General features: G+C 61.1%; 15 protein-coding genes. 10 read left to right on the plus strand and 5 right to left on the minus strand.

All coding sequences use genetic code 11. The annotated features are described in order from the left end of the window. Nucleotides 1-36: 36 nt before the first annotated feature. On the minus strand, nt 37-621 hold the full coding sequence (locus J3348_RS08910) for a DUF4358 domain-containing protein (RefSeq protein ID WP_044953887.1): 585 nt from the start codon (nt 619-621) through the stop codon (nt 37-39). 130 nt (nt 622-751) lie between these two features. After that, nucleotides 752-1,582, minus strand: a complete 831-nt coding sequence (locus tag J3348_RS08915) for a M15 family metallopeptidase (RefSeq protein WP_044953885.1) — start codon at nt 1,580-1,582, stop codon at nt 752-754. A 76-nt stretch (nt 1,583-1,658) separates the two neighbouring features. Here J3348_RS08915 and J3348_RS08920 point away from each other — a divergent pair, with 76 nt between their 5' ends. The 4 genes from J3348_RS08920 to J3348_RS08935 all read left to right on the plus strand — a co-directional run bounded on the left by J3348_RS08920 (nt 1,659) and on the right by J3348_RS08935 (nt 3,967). After that, nucleotides 1,659-2,120: a SpoVA/SpoVAEb family sporulation membrane protein gene (locus J3348_RS08920; RefSeq protein ID WP_097774624.1), complete on the plus strand. Its 462-nt coding sequence runs from the start codon at nt 1,659-1,661 to the stop codon at nt 2,118-2,120. Nucleotides 2,121-2,218: 98 nt separating this feature from the next. Beyond that, a complete protein-coding gene (locus tag J3348_RS08925; RefSeq protein WP_207698794.1) occupies nt 2,219-3,235 on the plus strand; it encodes a stage V sporulation protein AD in 1,017 nt (338 codons plus the stop codon). Between the two features lies 1 nt (nt 3,236). Continuing rightward, on the plus strand, nt 3,237-3,593 hold the full coding sequence (locus J3348_RS08930; protein WP_005943559.1) for a SpoVA/SpoVAEb family sporulation membrane protein: 357 nt from the start codon (nt 3,237-3,239) through the stop codon (nt 3,591-3,593). 98 nt (nt 3,594-3,691) lie between these two features. Beyond that, complete coding sequence (locus J3348_RS08935) at nt 3,692-3,967, plus strand: peptidoglycan synthetase (protein WP_118527663.1); 276 nt, start codon at nt 3,692-3,694, stop codon at nt 3,965-3,967. Nucleotides 3,968-4,038: 71 nt separating this feature from the next. Here J3348_RS08935 and rpsT read toward each other — a convergent pair whose 3' ends face one another. Next, nucleotides 4,039-4,299 carry a 30S ribosomal protein S20 gene (gene rpsT, locus J3348_RS08940; protein ID WP_005943554.1) on the minus strand — a complete coding sequence of 87 codons (261 nt, stop codon included), beginning with the start codon at nt 4,297-4,299 and terminating at the stop codon, nt 4,039-4,041. Nucleotides 4,300-4,465: 166 nt separating this feature from the next. On the opposite strand from rpsT, the gene gpr reads away from it, so the two are divergent. From gpr to J3348_RS08970, 6 genes are all read left to right on the plus strand, one after another. Continuing rightward, complete coding sequence (gene gpr / locus J3348_RS08945) at nt 4,466-5,251, plus strand: GPR endopeptidase (protein WP_207698795.1); 786 nt, start codon at nt 4,466-4,468, stop codon at nt 5,249-5,251. 29 nt (nt 5,252-5,280) lie between these two features. Beyond that, a complete protein-coding gene (locus J3348_RS08950; protein WP_207698796.1) occupies nt 5,281-6,420 on the plus strand; it encodes a stage II sporulation protein P in 1,140 nt (379 codons plus the stop codon). Between the two features lie 343 nt (nt 6,421-6,763). Next, nucleotides 6,764-8,152, plus strand: coding sequence for an asparagine--tRNA ligase (gene asnS / locus J3348_RS08955; RefSeq protein WP_120020016.1), 1,389 nt, complete (start codon nt 6,764-6,766; stop codon nt 8,150-8,152). A 71-nt stretch (nt 8,153-8,223) separates the two neighbouring features. Beyond that, complete coding sequence (locus tag J3348_RS08960; protein ID WP_120080338.1) at nt 8,224-9,267, plus strand: A/G-specific adenine glycosylase; 1,044 nt, start codon at nt 8,224-8,226, stop codon at nt 9,265-9,267. 123 nt (nt 9,268-9,390) lie between these two features. Further along, nucleotides 9,391-9,594: a hypothetical protein gene (locus J3348_RS08965; protein WP_044953882.1), complete on the plus strand. Its 204-nt coding sequence runs from the start codon at nt 9,391-9,393 to the stop codon at nt 9,592-9,594. Nucleotides 9,595-9,683: 89 nt separating this feature from the next. Then, nucleotides 9,684-10,988 carry a M23 family metallopeptidase gene (locus tag J3348_RS08970; RefSeq protein ID WP_207698797.1) on the plus strand — a complete coding sequence of 435 codons (1,305 nt, stop codon included), beginning with the start codon at nt 9,684-9,686 and terminating at the stop codon, nt 10,986-10,988. Between the two features lie 268 nt (nt 10,989-11,256). On the opposite strand, the gene J3348_RS08975 is transcribed toward J3348_RS08970, so the two are convergent. Together J3348_RS08975 and J3348_RS08980 are read right to left on the minus strand one after the other, a co-directional pair. After that, on the minus strand, nt 11,257-12,240 hold the full coding sequence (locus J3348_RS08975) for an aldo/keto reductase (protein ID WP_044953880.1): 984 nt from the start codon (nt 12,238-12,240) through the stop codon (nt 11,257-11,259). Nucleotides 12,241-12,381: 141 nt separating this feature from the next. Then, nucleotides 12,382-13,986: a peptide chain release factor 3 gene (locus tag J3348_RS08980; RefSeq protein ID WP_207698798.1), complete on the minus strand. Its 1,605-nt coding sequence runs from the start codon at nt 13,984-13,986 to the stop codon at nt 12,382-12,384. Nucleotides 13,987-14,068 lie beyond the last annotated feature (82 nt).

Genomic DNA, 14,068 nt, shown 5'->3' on the forward strand with positions numbered 1-14,068 from the left:
TGCCGCAAATGGCACCGGCCTTGGGTGGATCCAGATTCAGTCTGCCAGTGCGCTGTCCACGGCGCTGTCCAGATCGGCAGTGCACTCGTTGGATGCGATCACCATGACAATGGTGTTGCCCTTGAAGGCGATGACAGCGTTCTCCACGTTATCCTGCGCCTGAGCAAACTCGGCGTAGTTGCCGTAGAAGGCCACCTGATCCTGCTGGTAGGAAGCCAGCTGGTTGGCTACGTCCTCGGCTTTGCCGTCGGCAGCTTCGAGCACCAGCACCAGACCGGCATCGCCGTTGTCGTTGCTCTTCACGCCCTTGTAGCTCACCACGTCCTCAGCCTTCAGGCCGAAATCGTACTCAATGTTCATGGCTGCGATCTCGAACTGGTTGGAGATGGGGTCGGCTTCCAGCAGAGCATTGAAAACACCGTCCAGTGCATCAGAGCCGTTCTCGGCAGCATTGTCCACAACAGCGGATGCGGCGGCGCTGGAAGCGGGAGATTCCGCAGCAGCGGTGGAAACGGAGGAGGGAGCGGCCGAAGAGCTGGCGGAACCGCCGCAGCCGGTAAGAGCGACAGCAGCCAGCGCGCCGGTGAGAGCAATTGTAAAGATTTTTGTGCGATTTATCATAAAATATTCCTTCTTTTGTTCAAAACATTTTTGCAGCTGCCCAAAGCGGTCCTGCATCAGGGCAGACTATTGTTATCTTACCATAACTGTGTGCAAAATGCAACGAAAAGCCCCTCGGTTTTACGGATTTTTAACCGGTGATCTTCTCCCCTGCAGCAAGCTTCTGCAGCACGGCAACGGCATCCTCAAAGCACAGGCCGCTCTGCTGGATCAGGGCCGCATTTTCCGGCCCCACATAGCGCCAGTGCCACGGCTCGTAGGTGATCTCGGTAACGGCTTCTGCGTTTTTGGGGTACCGCAGGATGAAGCCGTATTCCACGGCATGGGCGCTCAGCCAGCGGAAGGCCTCGGTGTTTTCAAAGCCCTCGGTCAGGTCGGTGTGCTCCGGGCTGTTCAGGTCGGCAGCAAGGCCGCAGTTGTGCTCCGAGTAGCCCGGCGGGTTCACGATATTTGCCGCCTGCTTTTTCGCTTCGGCTTCGCTCAGGCCCTTATTGCGGAAATACTGGGTCTTTTGGTCGTAGAGGTTCTTCTGGTAGTCCACGCTGCGGTAGCCGCTCTGCATCCAGATGGTCACGCCGTCCTTTGCGGCGGCGGCCTGCATGGCGAGGAACGCATCGGCGGCTTCGGTCTGCAGGGTCTTGTTCACAGCGGTGGCCGAGCCGCACGCCTTGGTGGTAAAGGTATGATCGTCCGGCATTTTGTTCGTGTGGTTCACCAGCACCATGCGGGGATCATCCAGAATGGCCTGCGCCTGCCGGGCGGTCAGCAGACTGCTTTCTGCCTCTGATGCTGCCGAGGCGCTGGACGTGGAAGTTGCCGAGGCGGCAGGCACAGCGGAACGGCTGTGCAGCACGAACGAGGCCCCGCCCACGGCAATGCAGGCCACGACGGTAACGGTGAGCACGCGCCGCACGGCGGGCCGCAGATGGCGGCGGTGATGAGGATGGACAGACAGGTTCATCTGGAATACCTTCTTTCCGGTGGATGTGCATAGAGTTTGCTTCCTATGGGCAAGCTATGCCCGGAGGGGAAACAATATGAAAATGACAGCACAGGAATATGCGCGCCGGGTGCGGCGCATCGGGCCGCACTCGCCCTTGGGGCTGGACTGCCTGTGGGCTTTTGGCGTGGGCGGCGGCATCTGCCTGCTGGGCGAAGTGCTGCGCCAGAGCTATCTTGCCATGGGCGTGGAAGCCGACCTTGCCGGCACCCTGACCAGCTGCAGCCTGATCGTGCTCTCAGCGGTGCTTACCACGCTGGGCTGGTACCAGAAGCTGGCCGCAAAGGCCGGGGCCGGGTCGCTGGTGCCCATCACAGGCTTTGCCAATGCGGTGGTCAGCGCGGCCATCGAGTTCAAGGCCGAGGGCCGGGTGCTGGGTACCGGGGCCAAGATGTTCACCATTGCCGGGCCGGTGATCGTGTACGGCACGCTGGCGGCGGTGGTGTACGGCGCGGTGCTGTGGGTGCTGGGCATGGCGGGTGTGCCTGTGCTGTCATAAACACGGGCAAGTGTGCCATAAGATTGCAGCATGATGTTATTATACAATATTTTATGGAACGTTTTTCATCTATTTTCCACGAAGGAGAAATTTTGCCTATGACGGTCCGGTGCGGGGATACCCTGCTGTTCCAGACACTGCCGGTGATCGCTGCGGGTGCAGCGGTGGGCGGCAAAAAAGAGAGCGAAGGCCCGCTGGCGGCAGAGTTCGACGAGCTGAGCGCAGACAACCGCTTTGGCCAGTCCAGCTGGGAAGCTGCGGAAAAATACATGCAGCTGCGCGCCGCGCGGCTGTGCCTGCAAAAGGCGGCGCTTCCGCAGGAAAAGGTGCAGCTGGCCCTTGCCGGGGATCTGCAGGCCCAGTGCACGGCATCCAGCTATGCCATGCGGGAGCTGGGCGTGCCCTTTGCCGGGCTGTTCGGGGCCTGCAGCACCATGGCCGAGGGCCTTGCGCTGGGCGCTGCTCTGTGCGAGGGCGGTGCTGCGCGCAATCTGCTGGCCATGGCTTCCAGCCACTTCTGCGCGGCAGAGCGGCAGTTCCGCACGCCGCTGAGCTACGGCGCGGTGCGCACGCCCACGGCCCAGTGGACTGCTACCGCTGCCGGATGCTGCCTTTTGCAGCCGCAGGGCGAAGGCGTTGGCATTGCCGCTGCCACCTTTGGCCGTGTGCAGGATTATCAGGTAAAGGACATCAACAATATGGGGGCTGCCATGGCCCCGGCAGCGGCTTCCACCCTGCTGCACTATTTTAAGGATACCGGCACCGAACCGCAGGAGTTCGACTGCATCTATACCGGCGACCTTGGGCAGGTGGGCAGTCAGCTGCTGCGGGAGCTGCTGGCCGCAGAAGGCTTGCTGATCAAAAACCATGTAGACTGCGGGTGCATCCTGTTCGACGCAAACGAACAGAGCGTAAAGAGCGGCGGCTCCGGCCCGGGCTGCTGCGCGGCGGTGCTGTGCGGGCACATCCTGCCGCGCCTGCGCCGGGGCAGCCAGAAGCGGGTGCTGTTCACAGCCACCGGGGCCCTGATGAGCCAGACCACCTTTTTGCAGAAGGAGACCATCCCGGCGGTGGCGCATCTGGTGGAGCTGCGTGCGCCGGAAAAGGAGAAGTAAGATGAACTATTTCTGGGCTTTCTGTGTGGGCGGGGCCATCTGCGTGGCGGGACAGCTGCTCATCGACCTGACCGGCCTGACCCCGGCCCGCATCCTGACCGGATATGTGGTGGCGGGCGTGGTGCTTTCGGCCATTGGGTGGTATGCCCCGCTGGCCGAGTTTGCCGGGTGCGGGGCCACGGTTCCCCTGCTGGGTTTCGGCCATCTGCTGGCAAAGGGCGTGCGCACCGCGCTGCAGGAAGAAGGTGCTGTGGGCATCCTCACCGGCGGGCTGACCGCCGCTGCGGCCGGTGTTACCACCAGCCTTGTGTGCGGCGTGGTGTGCAGCTGGGTGGGCAAAAGTCACGACCAGAACTGAAGAAGAAATACACCAGAACATTGTCACGTTGTCCGCCACCCTTCGCTCTGTTTTTCCACCGCACTGCGGTAAACTGTGCAAAACAGGAGGTGATGCGGATGAAGCACCGCTGGACGACCCTTTTGTGGGAGCTTTGGGCTGCACAGGCCTTGTGCGCGGTGGCAGCCCTGCCGCCGGGCAGTGCGTTCCATACATGCCCGGCACTGGCGCTGCCGGGGCTGGCCCTTGCGGCGGCGGTGCCCACGGCATGGGCTGCGTGGGCGCTGCTGGCCGAGCCGCCCGACGGCCTGCCGCCGGAGCAGCTTCTGGAGCAGGCACCGGGGTTCGATTTTGCCACCCTGTGCGATTTTGAGCGGCCTGCTGCCGTGCCCTGAAAAGCGGGCAAAACAAAAACCCCTGTGCCGGGAACCCGGTACAGAGGTTTTGTTCGTCAATCAGAAAGCGATCAAGCGTTCTTGTTAGCACGCTTTGCCATACGGCTGATCTTGCGGCTGGCGGTGTTCTTTTTGATGACACCCTTAGCGCGAGCCTTGTCGATCGCGGAAACAGCAGCCAGGACGGTTGCGTCCTTGTCAGCGGCATTCGCATCGATGGCAGCGTCTGCCTTCTTGACGACTGTTTTCAGGTTGGTCTTAATGGCCTTGTTGTGAGCCTGCTCTGCAGCAGCCTGCACGACGCGGTCCTTCTGAGATTTGATGTTAGGCATTCGTTCCACCTCCTTGGCTACCTATAACAGCGCACCCTATGATACCATATTTCGCGTACCAGCGCAAGCGTTTTTTTGATTTTTGTTTAGAAAAGTTTTATTTTTTCCATACTTTCTGCGTGCAGAGGGGGCATTTGGCCCCAAAACAGGCAGGAGGAGCAGAAAAATGCGTTTTACCGATATGGCAGACGAGATGTTTGGTGCAGCACAGGGGGCGCTGCCTGCCGGGGTAAGGCTTGCCACAGCAAAGCGCGGCGGGGTCACAATAACGCGGGTGGAGATCGCGCGCGAAGGGCTGGCGAAGCCCCGCGGACGGTATGTCACGCTGGAAATGCCCAGCGTCAGCGTGCTGGACGAGCGGGACGCTGCGGTGATCGAGACCTGTGCGGCGGAACTGCGCGCCCTGCTGCCGCCGGAAGGGCCGGTGCTGGTGCTGGGCATCGGAAACCGGCGGGTCACGGCGGATGCCCTCGGCCCGCGCACGGCGCAGAAGATTTTAGTCACCATGGGGCTGCAGCACACGCTGCCGGTAAAAGGCATCCGGCCGGTGGCCGCCATTGCGCCGGGGGTGTCGGCCTCCACCGGGCTGACTCTGCGCCAGCTGGCCGGGGCCATGGTGGAAGCGGTGCGGCCGGCGGCCCTGATCTGCGTGGACAGCCTTTGCAGTGCCGAGGGCGCGCGGCTGGGCCGCAGCGTGCAGTTCTCCGACACCGGGCTGTACCCGGCGCAGGCGGATCATGCAAAGCATCTGGACGCGGCAGCGCTGGGCGTGCCGGTGATCGCGGCGGGCATCCCCACCTTGATGGATTCGGACGAAGGAGCAGATCTTGTGGTCACGCCCCGGGCGCTGGACAGCGTGATCGCCCACGGCTCGGCTCTTCTGGCCGGTGCCATCAACCGGGCCTTGCAGCCAAGGCTCAGCGTGGCGCAGCTGTTCTGGCTGGCGGGGTAACACCGGTGGGCCGGAAGGGAGGTTATTTTATGCGCAGCAAAGCACTGCCGCCCGCCCGGGCGCAGGGGCATATCATGCCGTTTCTGGAAGCGGCTGCTCTGTTTGCCGCACTGTGCATCTTTGCCCGCACGGCGGCACTGATGCTGGCTGCGGCTATTACTGCACCGCTGCCAATGGCCGAAACTCTTTTCTGGCTGGGGCGGCAGTCCGCACAGGAGCAGCCCGCATCATCTGTGCAGGTGGAAGCCGTACCGGACAGCACACCGGAAGCGGCGGCATCCTCTCTGCCGCAGGCCGTGCAGGCGCTGACCGGGAACATTGAGGACTACCTTGTGCCGCTGCTGGGCGAGGAAGCCCGCCCGGCGGATGCGGGTACTGTCATTGAAAAAAATTATCCGCAGGGCAGCGGCGAAAAGTACATTCCCTGCGGGGCGGGCAGCATCAAAAACAATACCCGGCAGACGGCGGCAGACATTGCGGCGGAGATCGAGAATCCGCTGCCCTTTGCCATTGAGCCGAACAGTCCCGACCCGCAGGTGCTGGTGATGCACACTCACGCCACCGAGGACTACCGCCTTTCGGCCGGGCTGTGGTTTGCCCCCGGCGATGGTGCCCGCAGCACCGACTGCAGCGTGAACATGTGCGCGGTGGGCCGTGTGGTGGCCGATACCCTCAATGCGGCGGGCATCAACACCCTGCACGACGAGACCCTGAACGACTACCCCAGCTACACCGGAAGCTATGCCAACAGCCGGGCCGTGGTGCAGCAGTATCTGGCCCGGTATCCCAGCATCAAGGTGGTGCTGGATGTCCACCGGGATGCCATCGAGACGGAAAGCGGCAGCCGCTATGCCCCGGTGTGCACGGTGGACGGGCGGCAGGCCGCACAGGTCATGATCATCTGCGGGTGCGACAACGGCACCACCGTTCAGCTGCCGGGCTGGCGGCAGAATCTGCGCTTTGCCGCTGCGTGGGAGCGCAGCATGGAAGGAATGTACCCCGGTTTTACCCGGCCGGTGCTGTTCAGCTACCGGTTCTACAATCAGGATCTGACCACCGGCAGCCTGCTCATTGAGATCGGCGGGCACGGCAATAACCTGAACGAGGCTCTTTATGCCGGGCAGCTGGCGGCAAAGGGCCTTGCTGCCGCATTGCTGGGCGGTGCTTGACAAAACGCCGCCAAAGTGCTATTTTTTAAAGGTAAAATGCAAAGATCGGGAAAAGTAGCGCGGGCCGTCCGGCCCAGAGAGTGCGGCACAGCTGAGAGCCGCGCCCGCACGCCGCGTGAACGAACACCCGGGAGCAGCAAACTGAACATGGCAGCTGCCATTAGTAGGTGCGCCGCAGGCCCTGCGTTACGGGGGCAGCGCTTTTATTGAGCGCGTGAGCGACCGGACACTTCCGGTAATTCAGGTGGCACCGCGGACATTACAAGACAGCTTGTTCGCCCTGAACTTTCAGGGAGAACAAAGCTGTCTTTTTCATTTTATATCGAAAGGGAGAACAAACACTATGGAACGCACTGAGATCGTTTCGCTGTTCAAAAACACCCCCGCCGACGGCACCGAGATCACCGTCTGCGGCTGGGCAAAGAACATCCGCGACTCCAAGAACATCGGCTTCATCGCCCTGTCGGACGGCGGCTGCTTCAAGACCCTGCAGGTCGTGCTGGAAGCAGGCAAGCTGGCAAACTACGATGAGGTGATCCACACCGGTCTGTACAGCAGCCTGCGCGTCAAGGGCAAGCTGGTGCTCACCCCGCAGGCAAAGCAGCCCTTTGAGCTGAATGCCGACAGTGTGGAGATCCTGGGCGACTGCCCGGCGGACGAGTATCCGCTGCAGAAAAAGAAGATGAGCATGGAATATCTGCGCACCATGCCCACCCTGCGCCCCCGCACCAACACCTTCAACGCCGCTTTCCGCGTGCGCAGCGCCGCTGCCTACGCCATCCACAAGTTCTTCCAGGAGAACGGCTTCGTTTACTCTCACTCTCCGCTGCTCACCTCTTCCGACTGTGAGGGCGCAGGCGAGATGTTCCGCGTGACCACCCTCGACCTTGAGAATGTGCCCAAGAACGAGGACGGCACTGTGGATTACACCCAGGACTTTTTCGAGAAGCCGGTCAACCTGACCGTTTCCGGCCAGCTGGAAGCCGAGGCCATGGCTATGGCATTCGGCAAGGTGTACACCTTCGGCCCCACCTTCCGTGCCGAGAAGAGCTTTACCACCCGTCACGCCGCCGAGTTCTGGATGATCGAGCCGGAGATGGCATTCTGCGACCTGTCCGGCTACATGGACACTGCCGAGGCCATGACCAAGTACGTCATCCGCTATGTGCTGGACAACTGCCCGGATGAAATGGCCTTCTTCAACCAGTTCATCGACAAGGGCCTCATCGAGCGTCTGGAGCTGGTGGCAAACAGCGAGTTTGGCCGCATCAGCTACACCGAGGCCATCGAGATCCTGAAGAAGAACAACAAGAAGTTCCAGTTCCCTGTGGAGTGGGGCGTGGACATCCAGACCGAGCACGAGCGCTACCTGACCGAGGTAGTGTTCAAAAAGCCTGTGTTCGTCACCGACTATCCGAAGGAGATCAAGAGCTTCTACATGAAGCAGAACCCGGACGGCAAGACCGTGGCAGCCGCAGATATGCTGGTGCCCGGCATCGGCGAGCTGATCGGCGGTAGCCAGCGTGAAGAGAACTACGACAAGCTGGTGGCCCGCATGGACGAGCTGGGCATGGACAAGACCAACTACGACTGGTACCTGAACCTGCGCAAGTTCGGCGGCGTGGAGCACGCCGGCTACGGCTTGGGCTTCGAGCGCATGATCATGTACCTCACGGGCATCCAGAACATCCGTGACGTGCTGCCCTTCCCCCGCACCGCATACGGCTTCTGATAAGCGCGCATACTTTTACCGGGCTGCTGCATTCCGCAGCGGCCCGTTTTTTGATAAGGAGCACAAAACAAGTGGAAAACATTTCCTCTGCCCTGCTGGACTGGTTTTACAAAAACCACCGCATCCTGCCCTTCCGCACCGACCCCAGCCCCTACCATGTGTGGCTCAGCGAGATCATGCTGCAGCAGACCCGGGTCTCGGCGGCACTGCCCTACTACGAACGCTTTCTCGCCGCCCTGCCGGACATTCCGGCCCTTGCCGCCTGCGAAGAGGAAAAGCTGCACAAACTCTGGGAGGGTCTTGGCTACTACAGCCGGGTGCGCAACCTGCAAAAGGCTGCACGCATCGTCTGCGAGCAGTACGGCGGACAGCTGCCCGCCGACTATGATGCCCTGCGCGCCCTGCCCGGCATCGGGGACTACACGGCGGGAGCCGTTGCGTCCATCAGCTTCGGTATCCCGGTGCCCGCCGTGGACGGCAATGTGCTGCGGGTGTTCTCCCGTTTGTACAACGACCCCGCTGCCGTCACGGAACCGGCAGTGAAAAAAGCGTTCACCGCCCGCGTGATGGAGCACCAGCCGCCGGATGCGCCCGGCGACTACAATCAGGCCCTTATGGAGCTGGGAGCGCTGGTCTGCGTGCCGAACGGTGCGCCCCTGTGCGAAAAATGCCCGCTTGCCCACCTGTGCGCCGCCTGTGCTGCGGGCACTGCATTGGAGCTGCCCCGCAAAGCAGCGCCCAAGCCCCGCAGACTGCAGCCTGTGACGCTGGCCCTGCTGGAAAGCCCGGCAGGCTTCCTTTTGCAGCAGCGGCCCCAAAAGGGCCTGCTTGCCGGGCTGTGGCAGCCGGTACTGTGGGAGGGTGAAGCCCTCGCAGCCGGAGAGGTCCTTGCCCGCCTGCAGGCCATGGGGCTGGATACCGGCACCGCCGCGCCGGAAGCGCTGCCCGCTGCAAAGCACATCTTCAGCCACATCGAGTGGCATATGAACGGCATCCTGCTGCATGTGCCCGCCCAAGATGCTCCGGCAGGCTGCGTCTGGGCCAGCCGGGAAGCTTTGCAGGCGGAGTATACCCTGCCCGGTGCGTTTAAGTCATATAAGAAGCTTATGGTATGAAATTTTGGCCTTTTTGACCTGAATGGTTGTAATTTTTGACAGGAACGGGTATAATAAAAGCCAACAAGCACTGGAATGAAAGCTGAAACATCGTTTCAACGAAAAAAGGAGTGTATTGAACCTATGAAGAAATCTTGTCTGGTCGCTGTGATCACTGTTCTGGCCGCTGTTGCCGGTGCCCTTGCTGCTGTTGCTGTTTACCTGCACCGCCGTGAGAAGGAGCTGGACGAGTACGAGCGTCTGCTGTTCGGCGAGGACGATGCTGCAACGGTAGAGCCGGAGGCTGCTGCCGAAGAGGCTGCCCCTGCAGAGGATGCTGCAGAATAAAAAACACGAACCGTAAACCTTCGGGCGCACCGGCAGTCTGCAAAAGGCTGTGCCGGTGCGCCCTTTTTGCTACATAGAAGGAGTGTATCATGAAGCGTTTTCTGCTCTGGCTCGTGGGTGTGGTGCTAGGCGTAGGCATCTTTCTGGGCGCAGTGATGGGCGTGAGCTATGCCTTTACCACCGAGGGCGGCTGCCCGGACAGCACCGCGCAGTTTGGCACTGAAGCGCTGAAACCCAACGGCTGGTGCTGGCAGGTGCCGCTCATCGGCGGAAAGCTCGATAAGGTGTTCGCCAGCCCCGCCACCCTCACGGTGCAGAAGCTGGGCACGCTGTACACGGCCCACCCGGCCATCACCCTGCCGGACTGGGCCAGCTACACCACCCTCACCATCCAGAACGCCTATGGCAGCATTGTATTTGTGGGCAGTGTGAGCGATTATCAAAGCTTTTTGTTCCCGACCAACGGCGAATATAAGGCAGAGCTATCGGTCTGGCGGGTGCCGGAGGGCGGCATGGCCACCCAATTTGAGGGCGGCAGCACCGGCTCAGTGCGCAAAAATCTGGGGCTGGAAAAGCCCGCAAAGCCCACCGGCTGGTATCGTTATGCCTTCCGGTTCACCCTGCAGGCCAGCGCGGAGGTGGAGCTTTCCGCCGAGCGGGTGGAGCAGGGCGGTATTGTGGGCCTGCGCATCTCCGGCATGACCGGCGATGCAGCACCCACGGTGGAAACAGACCTCGGCAATGTGCAGTGCGTGCGTGCAGCCGATGGCTGGCGGGCCTATATCCCGGCGGCATACAACGCTTCCTCCGGCGGGCATGAGGTGAACATTACCGTGAATGGCGAGACCATCACCCGCAGCATCATCGTGCTGCCCAAGGATTTTGGCACGGTGGACGTGGAGCCGGAACCGGATGCATCGGATGCGGCAAACACCCAGTTCCGCAATGCAGTCTGGGGCCTGTACGAAGCGCCCGCGCGGGAAAAAATGTGGCAGGGCGGCTTTGTGAACCCGGTGGAAAGCTACACCACCCTTGTGGATTACGGTCAGGTCAGGGTGGCGAACGGCAGGCAGGGCAGCCGTTCCAACTCCACAAAGCTTTATACCATTCCCGGCGAGCCCTGCCGCGCCCCGGCAAACGGCGTGGTGGTGCTGGCCGAAGAGCTGGCCCTTACCGGCAACACGGTGGTCATCGACCATGGCTGCGGGATGCGCAGCTACCTGTACGGGCTGCAGACTCTTTCCGTCTCTGCCGGGCAGACGGTGGAAAAGGGGCAGGCTGTGGGTGTGCTGGGCGAGGAGCTGACCAAGGACTTCAAGCTTGGCAGCAAGAGCGTGAACCCGTGGATGCTGTTCCAGACCAGCGGCGGATTGTTCTGGAAGGAGAACAGCTGACGATTTTAAATGGCCTCCGCTTTGCGCTGGCCATAAACAGCGGAATTTTTATTTTTATAAGAGCAATGCCGGACGGCCTGCGGGCTGTCCGGCATTGCATTTTCACAGAAAGAGTCATAAAGAAAACCGGCATCATCTGCCGGTTTCGATCTTTTGCGTGAAAAAAGGGTCCTGAAAAGCCCGCAGGCTTTTCAGGACCCAAACATAAAAGAAGAATTCCTCTAAATACGGCCAGAGCGAAGCGGAGGCTGTTCCGATGGTCAAACCATCAGGAAATGGCATCCACGTCCCACTTCATGCGGACGGCATCGGCACCGTCCAGTTTGATGTTCAGCGCACCGGCGTTGTCCATCACCTGCTGCGGAGTGCGGGCACCGCACAGCACATGCAGGCCGGGGATCATACGGGCGGTCAGGGCGATCACCAGCTGTGCCAGAGAGCAGTCGTATTTCTCGGTCAGGTCGCCCCACTTTGCCAGCATGTCCAGCGCCTGTGCCCGGCGGGCGGGCTGGAAGCTGGGGTTCGAGTTGCGGGTGCTGCCCTCGGGATAGGTGGTGTCCATGGTCACCTTGCCGGTCAGCAGGCCCTGCTCCAGCGGAGAGTATGCCTGCACCGATACGCCCAGCTCCTTGCAGGTAGGCAGCAGCTGCTTTTCCACACGGCGGGTGAGCAGGCTGTACTTTTCCTGAATGACATCCAGCTGACCGTACTTGCAGTAGCCGCGGATGATGTCTGCAGTGACGTTGGATGCACCGATGGCACGGATCTTGCCCTGCTCCTTCAGCTTCATCATGGCTTCCACCGTCTCTTCCAGCGGGTAGATGCCGAAATCGGGGGTCTGCCAGTGGGTGTACAGCACATCCAGATGATCGGTGTGCAGGCGGCGCAGGCTATCCTCCACATCCTCGATGATGCTCTTTGCAGAAAGGTCGCGGTAAACGGTGGTGCCGTCCACGACCTTGTGCAGCACCGGTGTTTCATGCCGCCACTCCAGACCGCACTTGGTGGAAAGCACCACCTTGTCGCGGTCGATGTGCTTCATGGCCTCGCCCACCACGGTCTCGCTGTGGTACAGGCCGTAGATGGGGGCGGTGTCGATCCACTGGATGCCCTGCTCCACAGCAGTCTGGATGGCCTTGACTGAAAGGGCGTCGTCGTTGTCGCCCCACCAGGAGCCGCCGCCGATGGCCCAGGTGCCCATGCCGAGAAACGGCACCTGAATGCCGCTTTTGCCAATATTGATGTTTTGCATATATTTTCCCTCCATGCCAGCAGTGTTCCCCGCAATGGGAGCAGCGCATTCCGTAGCTGGCATTCTTCGTTGTATTTTTTGCGTTTTATGAAAAAAGAACCGCAGCTGCGGGATATTCCCGCACCGCAGCTCTCTTTCAACTCAGATATTGCCGAACTCGCTCAGTTTCAGCGTTTCGTTGTGGGTCTCAGCCCAGCGCACCGCCCAGTCGGAGGTGAACAGCAGCAGGCGGTTGCCCTTCATATCCTCCACAGCCTTGGTGTCGCTGGTCAGGTCCAGATCCCGCAGGTTGTAGGTGTCGGGGTCGTTCTGCACCCAGCGCAGCTGTTCAAAGGGCAGCTGCTGCATCCGGATCTCCACGTTGTACTCGGTGTTCAGGCGGTACTCCAGCACTTCCAGCTGCAGCACGCCGACCACGCCGACTACCACTTCTTCCATGCCGCCGCCCACTTCGCGGAAGATCTGGATGGCACCCTCCTGCGCGATCTGCTCCATGCCCTTCACGAACTGCTTGCGCTTCATGGTGTCCTTCTGCTCAATGCGGGCAAAGTGCTCCGGCGAGAAGGTGGGGATGCCTGCGAACTGGACCTTCTTTTTGCCGGTGCACAAGGTGTCGCCGATGGAGAAGATGCCCGGGTCGAACAGGCCGATGATGTCGCCGGCGTAGGCCTCGTCCACGATGGCGCGGTCCTGCGCCATCAGCTGGGTGCCGGTGGCCAGCTTGATGTTCTTGCCCTCCTGCACATGGAAGGCCTCCATGCCGCGCTCGAACTTGCCGGAGCAGATGCGCATAAAGGCGATGCGGTCGCGGTGGGCCTTGTTCATGTTGGCCTGAATTTTAAAGATGAAGGCAGAGAACTCGTCGCGGCAGGGGTCCACGGTCTCGCCGGTCAGGCTGTCCACGCGGGCCAGCGGGGTGGGAGTGAGGCGCAGGAAGTTCTCCAGAAAGGGCTCCACGCCAAAGTTGGTCAGAGCGGAACCAAAGAACACGGGGCTCAGCTCGCCGCGCAGCACCTTGTCGAGGTCAAATTCCTCGGCGGCACCGTCCAACAGCTCGATCTCATCCACCAGCTGCTGGTGCAGATACGGGGTGAGCAGCTCGTCCAGTGCGGGATCGCCCAGCTCGGCCTCGGTCTCATCCACCTTCTTCACGCCGTTGGCGCGGCCGTCGCTGGAAAATGCCAGCACCTTGCGGGTGTTGCGGTCGAACACGCCCTTGAACTCCTTGCCGCAGCCGATGGGCCAGTTCATGGGGTAGGTCTTGATGCCCAAAATCTCCTCAATGTTCTCCATCAGCTCAAAGGGGTCGCGGGCTTCGCGGTCCATCTTGTTGACGAAGGTGAAGATGGGGATGTGGCGCAGGGTGCACACCTTGAACAGCTTGATGGTCTGGGCCTCAACGCCCTTTGCGGCATCGATGACCATGACGGCAGAGTCTGCCGCCATCAGGGTGCGGTAGGTGTCCTCCGAGAAGTCCTGATGGCCCGGGGTGTCCAGAATGTTCACGCACTTGCCCGCGTAGTTGAACTGCAGGACAGAAGAGGTGACGGAAATACCGCGCTGCTTCTCAATGTCCATCCAGTCGGACACGGCGTGCTTTGCGCTCTGCTTGCCCTTGACGGAGCCTGCCTGATTGATGGCTCCGCCGTACAGCAGCAGCTTTTCGGTCAGAGTGGTCTTACCGGCGTCGGGATGGCTGATGATCGCAAACGTCCGGCGGCGCTCGATTTCTTCACGATTTGTCATAAACTGTAGATCTCCTGATAAACCTGCTGTGGAGCAGGAAGTGGATTTTTGCATTTAGTATGTCCGGTTGGACTTTGCCGGG

The sequence above is a fragment of the Faecalibacterium sp. Marseille-Q4896 genome (genome assembly GCF_017377615.1).
GTDB lineage: Bacteria > Bacillota > Clostridia > Oscillospirales > Ruminococcaceae > Faecalibacterium > Faecalibacterium taiwanense.